Below are 17,937 nucleotides of genomic sequence, written 5' to 3'. Positions count from 1 at the left end.
CCCCCAGTACATAATACTACCCCCCAGTAGAATTGTAATAGTATAATCAGCCAGGATTTTTCCATGGGAGATTGCAGCATGTCGCATACCATCCGCGATCAAAAAAAGCTTAAAGCCCGCACCAACAAGATTCAGGGCCAGGTCATTGCGCTGAAAAAAATGCTCGATGAACCGCATGAATGTGCCGCCGTACTTCAGCAGATCGCCGCGATACGCGGGGCGGTCAATGGATTAATGCGTGAGGTCATTAAAGGCCATCTGGTCGAACATATCGTTCATGAAGGGGACGAGGCGAAGCGGGAAGAAGATCTGGACGTCGTGCTCAAGGTCCTCGACTCCTATATCAAGTAAGCACTCCGTCGAGAATCATAAAACAGGTGCCATACTCTGCTACGAGAGTCAGGGGGCGCCGGGACGGTCGATAGGCCTTCGCACGGATCACCACGGCACGGTTTTTCCCTGATAATCCAGGTACTCCAGACCAGGCCTCTGCTGTTTTGCCAGCAGCACGGCAACCAGATGAGGAATCGTCTCTTCGATACTCAACGGCGCCTCATCGCCGCCCAACGCGGTACGAATCCACCCCGGCGCCATCACTACCAGCGGTCGTGATAGCGAACGGGCGGCGAAACTGCGCATAAACATATTGAGTGCCGCTTTGCTGCCGCGATAGAGCTCGCGCTGACCGCGGAGGTTATTGGTCAGGCTGCCCTGGCCTGAGGACATCGCCCCCAGCAGTCCCTGCGGCACCACATGGTGCTGAAGGCGCTCAAGTACCCGCATTGGCGCAAGGGCGTTCGTCAGCATCACCTCAATAAACTCCTCGGTGGAGACCTCGCCGATGGTCTGCGTCGGATCGCGATTGGTGGTCCCCGCATTAACAAACAGCATATCCAGACGGTCAGCGGCGAGCTTTGTATCCAGCGCGGCCAGCTGGTCATCGTCACACACATCCAGCGTTTCCAGACGTACCCGTTCGGGGTTTTCCAGCGCGAGTTGATGCAGTGGAGTGGTGTGTTGCATATCGCGTACGGTGCCGATCACATTCCAGTCATGGCGCAGAAATTCAGCGGCCATCGCGTGGCCGAGGCCGCGTGAAGCGCCGACAATCAGTACGGTAGGGCGAACGTTCGTGGTCATAATAAAACTCCCTGAGTAAAACGTGAGTTTATGACTATAGTCATAAGACATATCAGGCGGAAGGCGCAGCATTTGCAGTAATAAGATGCAGCAGACGCCATGACTAAACACAGGACGCACATGACCGATCCCGATTTTAATTTGCTCGTGGCGCTGGATATTTTACTGGCGGAAGAGAGCGTGGCGGGGGCAGCGCGGCGCTCAGGACTCAGTGCCTCGGCGATGAGCCGCACTCTGAGCCGTTTGCGTGAGGTCACCGGCGATCCGTTACTGGTGAGAGCCGGGCGCAAAATGGTCTTAACGCCGCATGCGCAAAACTTAAAAGCGCGAACGCAAAACGTGGTGTCTGAGATGCGTTCGGTGCTCAACAATTCCGCGGCACCGCTCCATCTTCCGACGCTGGAGCAAACCTTTACTCTGCGTACCAACGAGGGATTTGTGGAAACTTTTGGCCCGGCATTAATTTGCGCCTGTGCGGCGCAGGCGCCGGGGGTGAAGCTTAATTTTGTCGCCAAAAGTGAAAAAGGACCGCAGTTTCTGCGCGACGGGAGCGTGGATCTGGAGATCGGGGTCCTGAAAAATATGGGGCCGGAAATTCGTCTGCAGGCGCTGTTTCGCGATCGTTTTGTTGGCGTTCTGGCTAAAACACATCCGCTGGCGCAGGGCGGAAAAATCACTCGCGAGCGCTATGCCGCCTGCGAGCATGTGATTGTTTCCCGCCACGGGATGGTACGCGGGCCCGTTGATGACGCGCTGGCGGAATTTGGCCTGAGCCGCAAAATTGCGGCGGTGGTGCCGGGTTTTACCGCGGCGGTGGCGGTTGCCCGCGGCTCGCAACTGATGGCGCTGGTCCCGGCTTCCTGTCTGCGTCATGGCATGAATGACGGCATCGTCATGTTCGAACTGCCGGTCAGTACACCGGAGATTACCGTCTCGCAGATGTGGCATCCGCGTCAGGAGCTTGATCCCGGTCATTACTGGCTGCGCCAGCAGGTGTTGAGCGTTTGTCGGCAGGGGATATGATGGCAAAAAAAGCCCGCACAAGTGCGGGCGAAAAATACTGGAAGCAATGTGAGCAATGTCGTACCAAATACCTGAGTGTTTTGCTCAACTATTTGGTAATGAGAAAGATAACGATTATCATCTAAGATATCAACCCCAACTTTTGTGCGGAAGCGACTTTTTTAGCTGAGCAGAAAAACGGTCCGTTTCTGGCTGTTATCACGCGGCCATGCGCGCGCCACTTCGCTGAGCGCGAGCGGGGTGGTGGCGATGGTAAAACCGCCTGCAACGGCGGCCTGCAGCATTTCGCCGGTAGCCGCCAGAAGTTGCGGCATCGACAGGCTACCGATACCGCTGCCTATCAGCTGTAGCGGGGCCGCTCTCAGTATCGCGCCGTTGAGCGCAATTTCAGCGCCGGAAAGCGAACCCACCTGTACGTAGCGCACCGGCGCGTTGCCTGGACTGTGTTGCGCCAGCGCGGGCAGCAGCAGTTCCGCGCTGCGGCCCCATAAATAATCCACCACTACATCAACCTGCTGTGCCGCCTGTTCGCTGAATTGTGCCTGTAGCGTCGGGCCATCTGCCGTTAAGTCGATACAGACGTCGGCGCCGAGGGCGGCCAGTATCTGCATATTTCGACCGGTGGCAACGATCTTCCTTGCGCCGAGGAAACGGGCAATCTGTACCGCTAGCTGACCGGCGCTGCCGGTTGCGCCGTTGATCAGCACGCTCTCTCCGGCAGCCAGTCCGGCACGTTTCACGAGCGCGGCCCACGCGGACATTCCGGGATTTGCCATCGCCGCGGCGGTAATATCATCCAGGTTATCTGGTAAAGGCAGGCAGTTTTCGACGGCGACCGGTGCCCACTGCGCCATGCTGCCCCACGGCGCCATCGGGAAAGCGAAATAAACGCGCTGTCCTCCGGCCAGCGTTCCAACGCCATCAATGCCGACCACAAACGGCAGTCGGCCGTCGAAACTGTAATGCTTACCGGAAGCGCGACCTTTCACCACATGGCTGATGGCGGCGGCATTCACCTTTACCAGGGCGTGACGGGCGTCGGCCTGCGGATCGGTAAAATCGGCCCATACCGGACCCTGTTGCAGATCAAAAACCACGGCTGCTTTCATAATGTTATCTCCTGAAGGCAATTATGTGTAAAATGCACATAATAGATAACGGCACTATACCCGGTTAAAAAATACATGCAAGATGCACATAATAATTACGACATTACCGATTTCCACGGCGCGCTGCTCGATATCATTAGCGTGATGAATCAGCCCGTGCGTGATGAGCAGCTGCTTCAGGCCGCAGATGTCCAAATCGATCAAATTCTGTTTCCGTTGCTGGTGGCCATCGGACGTTACGGGCCGGTGGGAGTCGTGGAGCTGGCGGATAGCCTGGGGCGCGATTACACCACCGTCAGTCGGCAGGTAAAAAAACTGGAGGCGCAGGGACTGGCGCTAAAACAGCCTAATGCCCACGATCGGCGGATTAGCGAAGTCACCTTGAGCGAGCGGGGAAAAACACTGATTGAACGCATCGCGGTGGCGAGGACACGACTTATCAATCAGGTACTGGCAGAGTGGGCTGAGGAAGAGGTAGCGGCGCTGTTCCGTCTGACGCGCAAATACGCTGACAGCTTGCAGAGGAAGTAGTCCTCTGGTGTCGATATTGACGGCAGAGAAGATTCTGCCGTCAGATGGCCGCTTGCAACATCTGGATAAATGTCTGTAACCGAACTGCGGTTTTTCGATGGTTGGCATTGCAGCCCTCCCAGGCTTGTTGCGGCGTGTTCTTCAGCCGCAATAATAATCCGTTGGTGAAAAAACAGCGGGGCTTGCGGCTGAGCATGTTGTCGGATTAGAGGATAAAGGCAAGGTCAGTGATGAAATCGAGAAACCGAGGTCTTAATTTATCAAGGTGGCGAATGAAAAAGATAAAGGTATAAAGTTTTTTAATTATTCACGCTGAAATAAAAGCGTGGTTGTCTTTTATTGGTTTCTTTGGTGAATGTCATTTTTTATTTAATAAATGCAATGAATGAATATGCTTGCTTTCTGTTATGAAAGAACAGGTTAATATATTGAATTTTATAATAATAAAATTATCTTCTGATTTTATTTGATCTCATTGAAGAACAGGAGTAAATAAAATCCAGTAAATGAATATTAGCAAACATAAGGATTTTATATGCAAGGTCAGCCCTGTTTCACTTCCAGGCAAAGGCCGTTTGATTCTTGCCAAAAAATATTTTCCATAAAACGATGCTGGCGTATTGTGGCTGTGCTGGCAGGATTGTTTCTCCAGGTCATATCGCCATATACCCGCGCGGATCAATCTAGTGCTGCAGTGGAGCAATCCACAGCAAAGGGGGGCACTGCTAACAAGCCATTAAGAAAACTGTCTCCTAAGCAGTTCTATGTGGACGTGGAAATTCCAGGGAAATACAGTATCAGTATACTTTTTGATATAGGGTTTTCAACCAATGAAAGCAGTAAGGACGATCAGCATGAAATAAATAATTTCATGGAAAGAGAACGTGAAATTTTAACTTTGTTAAAAAATGAAGTTGAAGGTGAAATTAATGTTTGTAGAATTGCGAATGATAAATTTGTTCGGGAAATAAAAGTTCGTTGCTATGTCATACCCTGTAGTTATTAAAAATAATTAATTTCCTTCCTGTGGCGAGATATTGGTTATTTGTACTTGATAACAGGTATGTTGGGCTAACACATAAGAGAATACAATGACAGATAATTCAGATTCAAGGGAAAAGAAAAACTTCGCAATAATGATTGTTTTGATGGTGGTCCTCTTTCCATCGCAAGGGGTTGGGTATTTATTTTATATGCATCGAAGCTCTAATGAGTTGGCAGGGTGGTTTTCTGTTGTTTTTTTTACGATGGCAATTTTTTGTTCTCTTTTATCTTGTTGGTTTATTTTATCTTATTTTAACGTATTAAGGAGGCGGGCTGACAAAAAGGAACCGTTATGGCTTGTATTTCTTCAGTTAATTAAATGGTATGTTGTTTCCTTTACTGTTATTGCATACGATTTGTCATTTGTTTTTAATGCTATCAAGGATGGATATTTATGAGTGATAGAGCAAACGGGAGTATATCTGAAGAGCATGAGCTGTCATTTGTTGTGGTTGACAATGTTCAAAATATCTTTGAAATACTTCTTGCTGACCGTATCCCTGACAAAGCACAATTTATCCGCGTTGTGAGTGGGAAATTTGGCGCGACCGCCTCTTTTATCAACTTGATGGATAAATATAAAAATGGAACCGATACGGTTAGTGACTGGTTAGGTGTAGGGGCCGATTTAGCCACAATTGTTGCAGGATATACAGCTAATCCTTTTGTTGCTGGAGTTGCGACAGCTCTGGGAATTGCATCATTCCTGACATCAGATACGGCGAAAATTATGGCAGGAATCTGGCTTGATAGTGTGAATAAATATGGGCTTTTTGATGCGAAAACAGGCCGGTTTATTCTTCCTCCTGGTATGTTGGATTCGTTTCTTTCATCGGAAGGGCCCGATATGTCAAACGTGGAAAACAATGCCAGCCCCATTATTATTGACCTCTACGGCGATGGCATCGAAACCTTATCCGTCAGCAGCGGTGTTTTCTTCGAACATGATGGTAACCCGGTTGCGGGAAAGTCAGCAGGGTTTGCGGCAAAGCATTTTGTCAGCTTGAGCTATAGCGGTAATGGGACTTATTAATTTCAGAATGGAATTGTACGTGTTGATTTATCACGATGGAGAATGAGAAAGATAAAATCATTAAATTTTTATATTATTTGCGATAAGGGAAAGGAATGATTTCCTTTCATTGGTTTATTTGGTGAATGTTATCCTGTATTTGATAAATGTAATGAATGAATATGCTTATTTTATTTGATGGAGAAACAGGTTAACGCATTGAATTTTATAATAATAAAATTATTTTCTGATTTCATTTGATCTCACTGAAGAACAGGAGTAAATAAAATCTATTAAATTAATTTAAACAAATATAAGAATTTTATATGCAAAGTCAGCTCTTTTTCACCTCCAGACAAAGGCAGTTTGATTCGTCCCAAAACATATTTTTCACAAAACGATGCTGGCGTATTGTTGCTGTGCTGGCCGGATTGTTTTGTCTGGCAATTTTGCCCTTTATCCGTGCGGAACAGTCTGGGGCAGAGGCAGAATCCGGTGAAAAATAGAAAAATGGCTCGCATTTGTCATGTTTCTTTCGGAAAACTCTTTCATGAAATATTGATACCGGGTAAATAGGTTGTAATTTAATGCCTCAGTCATTAGCAGAGAGTAGATAGTGTAGTTAATACAGTATCCGACTTGCAGGATAGTGAGTGTAAGATACAGGAGAAGTTCGAATGGTATATATAACAGATAAAAAACTTTCTGCAAAAGAGCGGATTCAGAAAGAAATAAGAAATAAAATTCTTGTGTGTGCTTTCACTTTCCTGGTTCTGGAAAGTGTTGGTCATATTATATATGATCATTATCTTAATACATTATTATCTGAGTTGATTGTTGTTTTTTGTTTCGTATCTGGTTTTTTTCTGGTCTGCTTTTTTACTAAATTGATATTAATTCAGGGGCGTTTGTGGAAAAAAGAGAGAAAAAAAGAGTCGCCTGATTCTTTCTGGGATAATGTGGAATATTGGGGGAATGTATTTATAGGTGCTGGCACGGTTCTGTATAGTATGATTTTGGTGTTTAAAATAATTATTTCGTGGGGTGCTAAATAATGGGTTCTGAGTCTGAAGACATAGAGTTAAATAAAGTTGACTTTACAGATGAATGGGATAAGCTAACAAATTTAACACAGTTTATTTTAACTAATATTGTAGGGGGGATTGATATTAAAGGTAGTAAACAATTCTTCCATGAAAATAAACAATTCATCCGGGTAATAAGTGGAAAACTTGGTGCAGCAGCTTCCCTTGCAGATCTGATGGCTAAACATAAAGCAGGCGAAGCGACTCTGAGCGACTGGTTAGGTGCCACTTCGGATATTACGTTGTTAGTGGCCGGGTATACCGGTAACCCGCTGCTTGCAGGTGTGGCAACCGCGCTGGGTGTGGCCTCTTTTCTGACTTCTGAGGGTGGTCAGAAAATGGCTAAATCTTTATGGGATGCGATTCAAAAATACGGTATTGCCGATCCGGATACCGGTGGTTGGTTATTGCCTCCACATGACTTTCTTATGGAACAGTTATTCGGTAGTTCAGGACCGAGTATGTCAAACGCGGAAAACCAGGCCAGCCCCATTATTATTGACCTCGACGGCGATGGCATCGAAACCTTATCCGTCAGCAGCGGTGTTTTCTTCGATCACGATGGTAACCAGTTTGCGGAAAATACCGGCTGGGTGGCCCCGGACGACGGGTTACTGATATTTGATCGTGATGGTAACGGGCAGATTGATAGCGGCAGTGAACTCTTTGGCAATAATACGCTGCTGAAAAATGGCAAACTGGCGGCCAATGGCTATCAGGCTTTGCAGGAACTGGATGAAAATAAAGACGGGCAGTTGAACAGTCATGATGCAATCTGGACATCGTTACGCATCTGGCAGGATGGTAACAGTAATGGTCGGGTTGACGAAGGAGAGTTACTTTCTCTTGAAGAAGCCGGTGTGGCTGCCATTGGCACCGGATACAGCATGTCACAATATGTTGACGTACAAGGAAATGCCCACCGGCAAACCGGCAGCATTACGCATATAGATGGCTCTGTCGGCCAATCGACGGACGTCTGGTTTGCGGCGAACAAAGGATACTCACGTTACACAGGTGATGTGACCCTGTCCGCTGAAATTCAGGCTCTGCCGTATATTCGCGGGTTTGGGAATATGCTCGACCTGCATACGGCGATGAGTCTTAATCCGCAACTTATCGCACTGGTTCAGCAGTTTGTGGCCGATCCCTCGGCGGCTAAAGCGTCTGGCCTTATCGAAAAACTCCTTTTTACCTGGGCAGGCGTAGCGGATATCGCTGAAAACAGTCGCGGGAGCTATATCGATGCCCGACAGCTTGCGGTTCTCGAAACCGCTGCTGGCAGGGGATACCGGAACACGGTTAACGGTACGGTTAATCCTCTGAGCGTCGCTGCGGCTTTATTACAGGATGAATACCTCCGTTTTGCTGCCTATACCGAAGCCTGCCTGTTGGCCACAACAGTATATGCCAGCGATTTTGATTTTATTCATCTGCAGCTAAGCCCCGATCTTAGCGGCCTGACGCTGAACTTTGAGGCATTTGAGACGCATCTGAATACTCTGATGCAGACGGATATGGGGCGCTATCTGCAGGTGAGCAATGTCTTGTACGCCTGGATGGAATACCTGCCATCCTTTGCTGACGTCCGGGTGAGATTAGGTATTCCTGAGGCGTTGACATTTACCGGCAGTGACGATGTGGATGTCGTGACGGGAAAAAACACGAACGATGTGCTGTGGGGAGGAAAAGGAAATGACCTGCTGAAGGGCGGATACGGGGATGACACCTACCTCTTTAACGCCGGAGATGGGCAGGACACGATTTTTGAGGGCAGCGGAACGGACACGCTGCGGCTCGGGGAGGGGCTGCTGGCGGAGCAGACGGTGCTCTCCCGGCAGCGGGTACAGGGCTATGACAGCCTGGTGCTCAGCTTCCGCGACCGGGCGGACAGCGTGATTATCCAGGGGTACTTCAGTCTGGACTACTATCAGGTTGAGCAGATTGTCTTTGCCGATGGCACGGTATGGGACGAGTCCGCAGTGAAGGAGATGCTGCTGGCGGGAACGGAGGCGGCGCAGAGCCTGCAGGCCTACCGGGAGGGGAGTGAGATCCACGCCGGAGGCGGGAATGACGTGCTGACCGGGGACAATGGCAACGATGCGCTGTACGGTGAGGCGGGGGACGATACTCTTGCGGGTCTGTCCGGGGATGATCTGCTGAGCGGCGGGAGGGGCAATGACCGGCTGGAAGGGGGAAGCGGTAATGACACCTATCTGTTCGCCCCCGGAGACGGGCAGGACATCATCTACGATATGAACGGTGTGGATGTTCTGAGGTTTGCCCCGGGGATCCGCCCGGAACAGCTGCAGCTGCAGCGCCGGACCATCACCGGGCTCTCGGGAACGGACACGCTGGAGATCACCTTCCGGGACAGCAGCGACAGCCTGACGCTCAGGGACTATTTCATATCAAGCCATGCAATAGAGCAGATTGTCTTTGCCGACGGCACGGTATGGGACGAGTCCGCAGTGAAGGCGATGCTGCTGGCGGGAACAGAGGCGGCGCAGAGTCTGCAGGCCTTTCGGGAGGGGAGTGAGATCCACGCCGGAGGCGGGAATGACGTGCTGACCGGGGACAGCGGCAACGATGCGCTGTACGGTGAGGCGGGAGACGATACCCTTGCGGGTCTGTCCGGGGATGATCTGCTGAGCGGCGGGAGGGGCAATGACCGGCTGGAAGGGGGAAGCGGTAACGACACCTACCTGTTCGCTCCCGGAGACGGGCAGGACGTCATCTACGATATGAACGGTGTGGATGTCCTGAGGTTTGCCCCGGGGATCCGCCCGGAACAGCTGCAGCTGCAGCGCCGGACCATCACCGGGCTCTCGGGAACGGACACGCTGGAGATCACCTTCCGGGACAGCAACGACAGCCTGACGCTCAGGGACTATTTCATATCAAGCCATGCAATAGAGCAGATTGTCTTTGCCGACGGCACGGTATGGGACGAGTCCGCAGTGAAGGCGATGCTGCTGACGGGAACAGAGGCGGCGCAGAGCCTGCAGGCCTTCCGGGAGGGGAGTGAGATCCACGCCGGAGGCGGGAATGACGTGCTGACCGGGGACAATGGCAACGATGCGCTGTACGGTGAGGCGGGAGACGATACTCTTGCGGGTCTGTCCGGGGATGATCTGCTGAGCGGCGGGAGGGGCAATGACCGGCTGGAAGGGGGAAGCGGTAATGACACCTATCTGTTCGCCCCCGGAGACGGGCAGGACATTATCTACGATATGAACGGTGTGGATGTCCTGAGGTTTGCCCCGGGGATCCGCCCGGAACAGCTGCAGCTGCAGCGCCGGACCATCACCGGGCTCTCGGGAACGGACACGCTGGAGATCACCTTCCGGGACAGCAACGACAGCCTGACGCTCAGGGACTATTTCATATCAAGCCATGCAATAGAGCAGATTGTCTTTGCCGACGGCACGGTATGGGACGAGTCCGCAGTGAAGGCGATGCTGCTGGCGGGAACGGAGGCGGCGCAGAGTCTGCAGGCCTTCCGGGAGGGGAGTGAGATCCACGCCGGAGGCGGGAATGACGTGCTGACCGGGGACAGCGGCAACGATGCGCTGTACGGTGAGGCGGGAGACGATACTCTTGCGGGTCTGTCCGGGGATGATCTGCTGAGCGGCGGGAGGGGCAATGACCGGCTGGAAGGGGGAAGCGGTAATGACACCTATCTGTTCGCCCCCGGAGACGGGCAGGACATTATCTACGATATGAACGGTGTGGATGTCCTGAGGTTTGCCCAGGGGATCCGCCCGGAACAGCTGCAACTGCAGCGCCGGACCATCACCGGGCTCTCGGGAACCGACACGCTGGAGATCACCTTCCGGGACAGCAGCGACAGCCTGACGCTCAGGGACTATTTCATATCAAGCCACGCAATAGAGCAGATCGCCTTCGCCGATGGCACGCTATGGCTGCCGGAGGATGTGCTGAATTATATCGAACACAATATTCCTTTACCGGTCATGGATACCGCGGAAAGCACGGCAGACATCGCGCTGTTGAAGCAGGAGATCTGCCAGTTTCTGGCCTCGGGCGATGTTGATGATGCGGACGATGCCGGGGTGGCTATACCGCTGGCTACCGCGCAAACGACGGCGGAAAACTGGCGAACGGCCATTGGCTATTAGTGGAGCTGCGTTATGTCATCGGATGATAATCTATGGCAGGGGCTGCGGCTGATCGCCCGCTACCACGGTACGGCGGTGAATATCCGCGCCCTGCGTGAGCAATTTTTTGTCGATGCGGAACATCACATCACCCTGCAACTGGTACGTGCGGCCCGCCATTGTGGCTTTCGTTGTCGCTATTATCCCCGCCTGCACGTTACCTCGCGCTTACCTCTGCCGGCGCTGGTTCATTTACCCGATCGGGGATATAGCGTGCTGTTGGCGGTTAAGGACGGGCAATGGCTGGTTCAGGAGATCGATCGGCCGCAACCCTCCGTGTACTCGCCTGTGGAAGGGGCCAGGGTCGGCGGTTTTTTATTTAGCCAACGCTTCTCTGTGGAAAAGCTGGTCAGCGAGTTCAATCTGCGCTGGTTCTGGCAGGCATTTATGCAGTATCGCAGGCTGGTTGGTGAAGTCTTGCTGGCCTCATTTTTTATTCAATTGCTGGCATTAATCACCCCCCTTTTTTTCCAGGTCGTGGTCGATAAGGTTTTGGCCCATCAGAGTCTGACGACGCTGGACGTCCTGGCGCTGGGAATGCTCGGTATTACCGTTGCTGAAGTCGTACTGGACGGACTCCGAACTTACCAGCTGGCGCATACCGCGCAAAGAATTGATGTCACCTTGAGTTCATTGCTCTTTCGTCATCTCCTGGCGCTGCCGCTGGCGTGGTTTAAAGAACGACAGGCAGGCGTTACCGTAGCGCGGGTTCACGAACTCAAAACGGTACGGGAATTTCTCACCGGCAGCGCTCTGACGCTCTGTACCGACCTGCTCTTTATGGTGCTCTTCTTCGTCGTCATGGCGCTCTACAGTATTCCATTGACTCTTATCGTCATTATTTCACTGGTTTTTTACGCCATTTTATCGGCGCTTATCACGCCATCTCTGCGCCGTCGTCTCAACGATCAGTTTCGCCAGGGAGCGCAGAATCAGGCTTTTCTGGTGGAGAGCATCACGGCGATCGAACCACTGAAAGCGATGGCGGTTGAGCATCATATGGTCCGTCGCTGGGATACCCGAATCGCCGCTTTTGTCAGCAGCAGCTTCAGAACGCAGAATTTGGGGAATATTGCCGGGCAGATTTCCCGCTTTATTAGCCGGGCAACCAGCGTGGCTATCCTGTGGTACGGCGCGCAGCAGGTTATTCAGGGCGACATGACGGTCGGTGCGCTGATTGCCTTTAACATGTTTGCCGGCCAGGTTACCGCGCCGGTGCTGCGCCTCGTACAGCTATGGCAGGACATACAGCAGGTCTCGGTTTCCATCAAACGGCTGGGGGATATTTTGAATATGCCTACCGAGCAACAGCCTGCGAGCGGCATCACTCTCGCCCGGATGAAGGGGGCGGTAAGGTTCGCCGGGATCAGCTTTGCCTATCATCCCGGCGGCGCTCAGGTGCTGAACAGCGTGACGCTATCCGTGCGGCCAGGCGAGGTGATTGGCATTGTAGGGCGCTCGGGATCGGGTAAGAGTACGCTGGCGAGACTGATGCAAAGGCTGTATTTACCCTCGGCAGGCCAGATATTTATTGATGGTACGGATATCGCTCATACCGATCCGCAATGGTTGCGCCGTCAGGTTGGCGTCGTGTTACAAGAAACTCTGCTTTTCTCCGGCACCCTGCGGGAGAATATCGCCCTTGCCGTACCCGATGCCTCGCAGCAGCAGGTCATGGCTGCTGCCGCGCTGGCCGGCGCCCATGAGTTTATCAGTGAACTTCCGATGGGCTATGACACACCGGTTGGCGAACACGGCGGGCAACTTTCCGGCGGACAGAAACAACGTATCGGCCTTGCCCGCGCCCTGATAACTGACCCGAAGGTATTGATTCTCGACGAAGCCACCAGCGCGCTGGATTACGAGTCTGAACGGATTATTCACCACAATATGGCGGAAATATGTCGGGGGAGGACGGTATTCATTATTGCTCACCGCTTGTCCGCCGTGCGGCTGGCCGACCGTATTATCGTGATGGAAAGGGGCGGGATCGGCGAGCAGGGAACGCATGCTGCACTTCTTACGCAGAACGGTCTGTACGCACGTTTATATACGCTACAGCAGGGGATGGTCGGATGAAGCGCTATCGGGAATTTCTCCCCGCGGTGCTGGAGGTTCAGGATACGCCGCCTTCGCCTGCGGGCAGGGGCATCATCTGGTGCGTGATGTTGACGATGTCCGCGGCGTTCTTATGGGCGGCCTGGGGTAAGGTTGATATTGTTGCCGTGACGCAGGGGAAAATTGTGGTGAGCGAACTGTCGCGCCCGGTGAATGCCGCGGTCACCGCTGAAGTCGCGGCGGTGATGGTGCGGGAGGGGATGCACGTGGCTCAGGGCCAGCCGCTGATCAAATTTAACGATGGTCATTTGCAGGCGCAAATAAAAGAGAACCGGCTGCGCCAGCGTATTAACCGGTTTCACATTGCGCGTCTGACCTTGCTTAACCGTTATTATCATCAGGGGATCGTTACCGCTCAGCTTTCTCCCGCGTACCAACAAGAGGATGTCGCGCTGGCGGAACAGGCGGCGTTGCGGCTAACGGCGGAAATCGAGGCGGACCGTCGTGAAAAAGCGGTGTTTGACAGCAGAAGAGCGGTACTGCTGGCGCAGCTGGCCGAGGGGCAGGGAGAAAAAGCGCTGGCTGAAAAGCTGCTGCCGGTTTTCAGAGAACAATATCAGGCGCTGGAATCGCTGTATCAAAAGAAGCTCACCAGTCGGGACAGCCTGCTGGAGAGTGGGAAAAAGTATACCGAGTCCCGGCATCAGGTGGTGGCCGCAGAAACTCGTTTACAGGAGGTACGCGACAGTCTCCATCAGACAGAGCAGGAAGCCCTGGCGAGAACGGCCGATAAAACCAACGCCCTTGCCAAAGAGAGCGCTGAGCGCAGCGATGAAAACCGGGTGCTGGAAACCCAGTTAAGCCAGCTCCAGTCCCTGAGCGCGCAATACCTGTTGCGCGCGCCGGTCAGCGGAACGGTGGAGTCTTTGGTCTTCAGGGATGCGGGCGGCGCCGTGGAGCCCGCGCAGGAGCTGCTGAAGATAGTCCCGGATAGCGGTGAACGGGTGGCGGAAGTCATGGTCAGGAACCAGGATGTCGGTTTTCTTCGGCCCGGACAAAAAGCGGCGGTGAAAATCAGTACCTTTGACTTCACCCGCTATGGGTGGGTGACGGGAGAGCTCCGGCAGGTCTCGGCTGATGCCGTTGAAGATCGGGAGCTGGGGTTGGTTTATCGGGCGGTGATTTCCCTGAAACAGCGAACGTTGATGGTGGAAGGAGAGGAAAAACCTCTTGAACCGGGGATGCAGGTTACCGGTGAAATAAAAACGGGACGCAGAACAATCCTGAGTTATCTGCTGAGTCCCGTTATGGAAGCGCTGGATGGGGTGGGTAAACAGCGCTAGTAACGGCTTTTCGCTTAAAGCCGTTACCGTATGCCGTGTTCGATTAGCGCGTCGCCGCTTTCAGGCTCTGCACGAATGCTTTAAGCTCGGCCAGCATGGTCTGCGGATCGTTAACGTTGCGCTCGATGATCTTCACGATAGCCGAACCGGAAATCGCTCCGGCGGCCCCGGCTTCAAGCGCGGCGGTCACCTGCTCCGGCGCGGAGATGCCAAAGCCCTGCAGCGGCGGCGCGGCGTTATATTCGGCCAGCTTTTCCACCAGGTGGTGCAACGGCAGCGCGGCGCGGTTTTCCGCTCCTGTCACGCCGGCGCGCGACAGCAGGTAGGTATAGCCGCGGCCCCAGGAGGCAATCTGGCGCAGCAGGTCATCATCGGCGTTAGGCGGGCAGATGAAGATCGGCGCGATATTATGGCGCAGCGCCGCCTGACGGAATGGAGCGGACTCTTCAATCGGGACATCGGCGACCAGCACCGAATCGACGCCCACGCGTTCGCACTGGGCATAGAATTCGTCGATACCCGGGCTGAATACCAGGTTGGCGTACATCAGCAGGCCAATCGGGATAGTCGGGTGTTTGTGGCGAATCGCGGCCAGCATTTCAAAACATTGCGCCGGGTTAACGCCCGCGGCAAAGGCGCGCAGGGTCGCGCCCTGAATCGTCGGGCCATCCGCCAGCGGATCGGAGAACGGAATCCCCAGCTCCAGTGCGTCGGCGCCAGCTCCAATCAGCGTATCGATGATCTTCAGCGATAGCTCAGGGTTCGGATCGCCGAGGGTGACGAAGGGAACAAACGCGCCTTCCTGGCGGGTTTTCAGTTGTGCAAACAGCGTCTCATAACGTTCCATCAGATTTCCCCTCGCGCTTTCAGAATATCGTGTACGGTGAAGATGTCTTTATCGCCGCGGCCGGACAGGTTAACCACCAGCAACTGCTCTTTCTCCGGGTTTTCGCGCATCATTTTCAACGCATGCGCCAGAGCGTGAGAGGACTCCAGCGCCGGAATAATCCCTTCATGGCGGGAGAGCGCTTTGAAGGCTTCCAGCGCTTCGTTATCGGTAATCGACACGTAATCGGCGCGGCCGGTACTGTTGAGGAAGGCGTGCTGCGGGCCAACGGACGGGAAGTCCAGACCGGCGGAAATGGAGTAGGATTCCTCAATCTGACCGTCTGCGGTTTGCATCATCGGCGACTTCATCCCGAAGTAGATGCCGACGCGACCGTGTTTCAGCGGCGCGCCGTGCTCACCGGTTTCAATCCCGTGACCCGCAGGCTCGACGCCGATCAGACCGACGTTGGTTTCATCGATAAAGTCAGCAAACATGCCGATAGCATTAGAGCCGCCGCCGACGCAGGCAATCACCGCATCCGGCAGACGACCTTCTTTTTCGAGAATTTGCGCTTTGGTCTCTTCGCCAATCATGCGCTGGAATTCACGCACGATGGTCGGGAACGGATGCGGGCCCGCTGCGGTACCGAGCATATAGTGCGCGGTCTCGTAGCTACCGGACCAGTCGCGCAGTGCTTCGTTACAGGCATCTTTCAGCGTGGCGGAACCGCTGTGCACCGGAATCACTTCGGCGCCCATTAAACGCATGCGGAACACGTTCGGCGACTGGCGTTCAACGTCTTTTGCGCCCATATAGATGCGACACTTCAGGCCGAGCAGGGCGCTGGCGAGTGCGGATGCCACGCCGTGCTGACCGGCGCCGGTTTCGGCGATAATTTCGGTTTTACCCATCCGTTTAGCCAGCAGCGCCTGGCCCAGCACCTGGTTGGTTTTGTGCGCGCCGCCGTGCAGCAGATCTTCGCGCTTCAGATACAGCGTGGTGCGGGTTCCCGCGGTCAGGTTACGGCATTTGGTCAGCGCCGTCGGACGACCGGCGTAGTTTTTCAGCAGATCGGTAAATTCCGCCTGAAACGCAGGATCTTTCTGCGCGCTGACGAACGCTTCTTCCAACTGGCGCAGGGCAGGCATCAGAATCTGCGGGACATACATACCGCCAAATTCGCCAAAGTAGGGATTAAGTAAAGTGCTCATTATTGCTCCTTAATATGCGCGCAGTGTTTGAAACACCGAAGCCAGTTTGCTGGGATCTTTAATACCCGGCTGTGACTCTACGCCTGAATTGAAATCGAGTCCGGCACAGCCGCTTTTCGCGGCTTCTACACAGTTATCGGCGCCCAGGCCGCCTGCCAGAATGACATTACGCAGGTCCTGGCCCTGCAGCAGCGTCCAGTCGAAACGCTGGCCGCTACCGCCCTGGCCATTATCGAATACGTACTTATCGACATGGGCGAAGTTGCGCGCGGGCAGGGTATCGCTGACGCTGAGGGCTTTCCAGATCTGGACGCTGTCCGGCAGCGCGGCGCGTAGAGCGTCGATATACGTCTGGTCTTCGCTGCCGTGCAGTTGAACGGCAGCCAGCTGCAGATTGTCAGCCCGGACAACGATCTCTTCTACCGGGGCATCGCGGAATACGCCAACGTAGCGCAGCGGGGCGGCCTGAACAATCTCTTGCGCCTGGGCATCGTTCACGGCGCGCGGCGAGGAGGGCACAAAAATCAGCCCGCCATAAATTGCCCCGGATTCACAGGCGATCTGCGCATCCTGAGGACGGGTCAGGCCGCAGACTTTATTCTCGCCGAGCAGCACGCGCTTCACTGCGGCATCAAGATCGGCCTGTTCCATCAGGGCGGAGCCTATCAGGAAACCGTTGGCAAAATGGCTGAGCTCGCGCACTTCGGCGTAAGTATGGATACCAGATTCGCTGATAACCGTCACATCATGATCCAGGCGCGGCGCCAGCTGGCGGGTGCGGTTCAGATCAATCGACATATCGCGCAGGTTGCGGTTGTTAATCCCGACCACTTTGGCCTTCAGCGCGATGGCGCGTTCCAGCTCCTCTTCGTTGCTGACCTCGGTCAGCACGCCCATGTTCAGGCTATGGGCCACGGCGGCAAGCTGGCGATACTGGTCGTCGTCAAGCACCGACAGCATCAGCAGGCAGGCGTCGGCCTGGTAATAGCGCGCCAGGTAGATCTGGTAAGGATCGATGGTGAAATCCTTGCACAGAATCGGCTGCGGCGCGATGGCGCTGACGATCGGCAGAAAGTCGAAGCTGCCCTGGAAATATTTCTCGTCACACAGAACGGAGATGGCCGAGGCGTAATTTTTATAGACACCGGCGATGGTCGCCGGGTCAAAATCCTGGCGAATCAGTCCTTTTGACGGAGACGCCTTTTTGCACTCCAGAATGAACGCGGTGCGGGTACCGGCGAGCGCATCGTAAAAATTACGCTGAGTCGGGACGACGTCGTTCTGAAAACTGGCTAACGGTTGCTGTTGTTTGCGTGCTTCTACCCAAATCGCTTTGTCGGCAACGATTTTTGCTAAAACGGTCTGCATTAT

General features: G+C 53.7%; 15 protein-coding genes. 10 read left to right on the top strand and 5 right to left on the bottom strand.

The window, feature by feature from the left end:
• Positions 1-78: 78 nt before the first annotated feature.
• Positions 79-351, top strand: a complete 273-nt coding sequence (gene rcnR / locus Electrica_RS14755; protein WP_064793093.1) for a Ni(II)/Co(II)-binding transcriptional repressor RcnR — start codon at positions 79-81, stop codon at positions 349-351.
• Between the two features lie 87 nt (positions 352-438).
• Here rcnR and Electrica_RS14750 read toward each other — a convergent pair whose 3' ends face one another.
• Positions 439-1,140, bottom strand: coding sequence for an SDR family NAD(P)-dependent oxidoreductase (locus Electrica_RS14750; RefSeq protein WP_141964835.1), 702 nt, complete (start codon positions 1,138-1,140; stop codon positions 439-441).
• A 120-nt stretch (positions 1,141-1,260) separates the two neighbouring features.
• Between Electrica_RS14750 and Electrica_RS14745 the strand changes: the two genes are divergently transcribed.
• Complete coding sequence (locus Electrica_RS14745) at positions 1,261-2,163, top strand: LysR family transcriptional regulator (protein WP_141964834.1); 903 nt, start codon at positions 1,261-1,263, stop codon at positions 2,161-2,163.
• A 161-nt stretch (positions 2,164-2,324) separates the two neighbouring features.
• On the opposite strand, the gene Electrica_RS14740 is transcribed toward Electrica_RS14745, so the two are convergent.
• Complete coding sequence (locus Electrica_RS14740; protein WP_141964833.1) at positions 2,325-3,272, bottom strand: quinone oxidoreductase family protein; 948 nt, start codon at positions 3,270-3,272, stop codon at positions 2,325-2,327.
• 75 nt (positions 3,273-3,347) lie between these two features.
• Here Electrica_RS14740 and Electrica_RS14735 point away from each other — a divergent pair, with 75 nt between their 5' ends.
• The 8 genes from Electrica_RS14735 to Electrica_RS14660 all read left to right on the top strand — a co-directional run bounded on the left by Electrica_RS14735 (position 3,348) and on the right by Electrica_RS14660 (position 14,526).
• Positions 3,348-3,803, top strand: a complete 456-nt coding sequence (locus Electrica_RS14735) for a MarR family winged helix-turn-helix transcriptional regulator (RefSeq protein ID WP_141964832.1) — start codon at positions 3,348-3,350, stop codon at positions 3,801-3,803.
• 535 nt (positions 3,804-4,338) lie between these two features.
• Positions 4,339-4,809 (top strand): hypothetical protein, encoded by a 471-nt coding sequence (locus Electrica_RS14730; protein ID WP_141964831.1) that lies wholly within the window; start codon positions 4,339-4,341, stop codon positions 4,807-4,809.
• Between the two features lie 85 nt (positions 4,810-4,894).
• The gene (locus Electrica_RS14725; protein ID WP_141964830.1) at positions 4,895-5,245 is read left to right on the top strand and encodes a hypothetical protein; all 351 of its coding nucleotides are present in this window, start codon (positions 4,895-4,897) and stop codon (positions 5,243-5,245) included.
• A complete protein-coding gene (locus tag Electrica_RS14720) occupies positions 5,242-5,880 on the top strand; it encodes a hypothetical protein (RefSeq protein WP_141964829.1) in 639 nt (212 codons plus the stop codon). Before Electrica_RS14725 ends, Electrica_RS14720 begins: the two co-directional genes overlap by 4 nt.
• A 656-nt stretch (positions 5,881-6,536) precedes the next feature.
• Entirely contained in the window at positions 6,537-6,914 is a 378-nt protein-coding gene (locus Electrica_RS14715; protein WP_141964828.1) for a hypothetical protein, read from the top strand.
• Between the two features lie 206 nt (positions 6,915-7,120).
• Positions 7,121-11,086 (top strand): calcium-binding protein, encoded by a 3,966-nt coding sequence (locus tag Electrica_RS28915; RefSeq protein ID WP_320416067.1) that lies wholly within the window; start codon positions 7,121-7,123, stop codon positions 11,084-11,086.
• Between the two features lie 12 nt (positions 11,087-11,098).
• The gene (locus tag Electrica_RS14665) at positions 11,099-13,204 is read left to right on the top strand and encodes a type I secretion system permease/ATPase (protein WP_141964827.1); all 2,106 of its coding nucleotides are present in this window, start codon (positions 11,099-11,101) and stop codon (positions 13,202-13,204) included.
• Positions 13,201-14,526, top strand: a complete 1,326-nt coding sequence (locus tag Electrica_RS14660) for an HlyD family type I secretion periplasmic adaptor subunit (RefSeq protein ID WP_131050224.1) — start codon at positions 13,201-13,203, stop codon at positions 14,524-14,526. Before Electrica_RS14665 ends, Electrica_RS14660 begins: the two co-directional genes overlap by 4 nt.
• Before the next feature lie 43 nt (positions 14,527-14,569).
• Here Electrica_RS14660 and trpA read toward each other — a convergent pair whose 3' ends face one another.
• From trpA to trpCF, 3 genes are read right to left on the bottom strand one after another with little or no spacing between them, the layout of a single operon-like run.
• Positions 14,570-15,373 carry a tryptophan synthase subunit alpha gene (gene trpA / locus Electrica_RS14655; protein ID WP_141964826.1) on the bottom strand — a complete coding sequence of 268 codons (804 nt, stop codon included), beginning with the start codon at positions 15,371-15,373 and terminating at the stop codon, positions 14,570-14,572.
• The gene (gene trpB / locus Electrica_RS14650) at positions 15,373-16,566 is read right to left on the bottom strand and encodes a tryptophan synthase subunit beta (protein WP_131050222.1); all 1,194 of its coding nucleotides are present in this window, start codon (positions 16,564-16,566) and stop codon (positions 15,373-15,375) included. Before trpB ends, trpA begins: the two co-directional genes overlap by 1 nt.
• A 9-nt stretch (positions 16,567-16,575) precedes the next feature.
• Complete coding sequence (gene trpCF, locus Electrica_RS14645) at positions 16,576-17,934, bottom strand: bifunctional indole-3-glycerol-phosphate synthase TrpC/phosphoribosylanthranilate isomerase TrpF (protein WP_141964825.1); 1,359 nt, start codon at positions 17,932-17,934, stop codon at positions 16,576-16,578.
• Positions 17,935-17,937 lie beyond the last annotated feature (3 nt).

Source organism: Klebsiella electrica, from assembly GCF_006711645.1.
Classification (GTDB): domain Bacteria; phylum Pseudomonadota; class Gammaproteobacteria; order Enterobacterales; family Enterobacteriaceae; genus Klebsiella; species Klebsiella electrica.
This window is presented reverse-complemented; position numbering and strand designations above follow the sequence as displayed.

Excerpts from the sequence above, each read along its gene's own strand:
- rcnR (WP_064793093.1), top strand. The coding sequence starts at position 79 with ATGTCGCATACCATCCGCGATCAAAAAAAGCTTAAAGCCCGCACCAAC.
- Electrica_RS14750 (WP_141964835.1), bottom strand. The coding sequence starts at position 1,140 with ATGACCACGAACGTTCGCCCTACCGTACTGATTGTCGGCGCTTCACGC.
- Electrica_RS14745 (WP_141964834.1), top strand. The coding sequence starts at position 1,261 with ATGACCGATCCCGATTTTAATTTGCTCGTGGCGCTGGATATTTTACTG.
- Electrica_RS14740 (WP_141964833.1), bottom strand. The coding sequence starts at position 3,272 with ATGAAAGCAGCCGTGGTTTTTGATCTGCAACAGGGTCCGGTATGGGCC.
- Electrica_RS14735 (WP_141964832.1), top strand. The coding sequence starts at position 3,348 with ATGCAAGATGCACATAATAATTACGACATTACCGATTTCCACGGCGCG.
- Electrica_RS14730 (WP_141964831.1), top strand. The coding sequence starts at position 4,339 with ATGCAAGGTCAGCCCTGTTTCACTTCCAGGCAAAGGCCGTTTGATTCT.
- Electrica_RS14725 (WP_141964830.1), top strand. The coding sequence starts at position 4,895 with ATGACAGATAATTCAGATTCAAGGGAAAAGAAAAACTTCGCAATAATG.
- Electrica_RS14720 (WP_141964829.1), top strand. The coding sequence starts at position 5,242 with ATGAGTGATAGAGCAAACGGGAGTATATCTGAAGAGCATGAGCTGTCA.
- Electrica_RS14715 (WP_141964828.1), top strand. The coding sequence starts at position 6,537 with ATGGTATATATAACAGATAAAAAACTTTCTGCAAAAGAGCGGATTCAG.
- Electrica_RS28915 (WP_320416067.1), top strand. The coding sequence starts at position 7,121 with ATGGCTAAACATAAAGCAGGCGAAGCGACTCTGAGCGACTGGTTAGGT.
- Electrica_RS14665 (WP_141964827.1), top strand. The coding sequence starts at position 11,099 with ATGTCATCGGATGATAATCTATGGCAGGGGCTGCGGCTGATCGCCCGC.
- Electrica_RS14660 (WP_131050224.1), top strand. The coding sequence starts at position 13,201 with ATGAAGCGCTATCGGGAATTTCTCCCCGCGGTGCTGGAGGTTCAGGAT.
- trpA (WP_141964826.1), bottom strand. The coding sequence starts at position 15,373 with ATGGAACGTTATGAGACGCTGTTTGCACAACTGAAAACCCGCCAGGAA.
- trpB (WP_131050222.1), bottom strand. The coding sequence starts at position 16,566 with ATGAGCACTTTACTTAATCCCTACTTTGGCGAATTTGGCGGTATGTAT.
- trpCF (WP_141964825.1), bottom strand. The coding sequence starts at position 17,934 with ATGCAGACCGTTTTAGCAAAAATCGTTGCCGACAAAGCGATTTGGGTA.